This window comes from Zwartia vadi, assembly GCF_030410375.1.
Lineage (GTDB): Bacteria > Pseudomonadota > Gammaproteobacteria > Burkholderiales > Burkholderiaceae_B > Zwartia > Zwartia vadi.
Genome location: NZ_JAUHHE010000047.1, coordinates 1 through 770 on the forward strand (window position 1 = coordinate 1; position 770 = coordinate 770).

At 55.3% G+C, this 770-nt stretch carries 1 protein-coding gene; it reads left to right on the forward strand.

Annotated elements, in window-relative coordinates:
• Window positions 1-763: IS30 family transposase (locus QWY27_RS15255; protein WP_290199286.1), on the forward strand; the 763-nt coding region annotated here is incomplete at its 5' end.
• Window positions 764-770 lie beyond the last annotated feature (7 nt).

Below are 770 nucleotides of genomic sequence, written 5' to 3' on the forward strand. Positions count from 1 at the left end.
TAGGCAGCGATTCTCGCCGGAACAGATTGCGGGCATACTTCCACGCATGTTCCCCGATGATTCCTCGATGCGTGCCAGTCACGAAACCATTTACACGGCGCTTTACGCGATGCCACGCGGTGAGTTGCGTGCCGAGCTGCTGGCAACCTTGAGGCACGGTGGCAAGGTCCGTCGCCCGAGAGCGCGTGGACAAGACCGCCGCGGCGAGATTCCGAACATGGTCAGCATTCACCAGCGACCTCCAGAAGTGGAAGAGCGAGTGATTCCAGGCCATTGGGAGGGCGACCTGATTAAAGGCAAAGGTAACGCTTCTGCGGTTGGTACGTTGGTTGAGAGAACTAGCCTGTTCGTGACGCTGGCCAAAGTTCAAGACGGTAGCGCCCAAGCAGCTGTCGAGGGATTCAGCATGGTGCTCAACCGCATCGATGCGCAGCGTCGTTTGTCGATGACTTACGACCAAGGGCGTGAGATGTCTCAGCATGAAAAGCTCTCAGACCGCACGGGCGTAAAGGTGTACTTCGCAGATCCCCACAGCCCGTGGCAGCGGGGAATCAACGAGAACACGAACGGATTGCTGCGCCAGTATTTGCCCAAAGGAATTGACCTGTCAGTGTTTAGCCAAGATGAACTGGATGCGGTTGCATGGGCACTGAATACTAGACCTCGAAAAAGCCTCGGCTTTAAATGCCCTGCAGAACTGTTTTTACCTGATACATTTAATGGCGACGAGTATTACCGCCGACTTGTTGCACTTCGCACTTGAAACCACC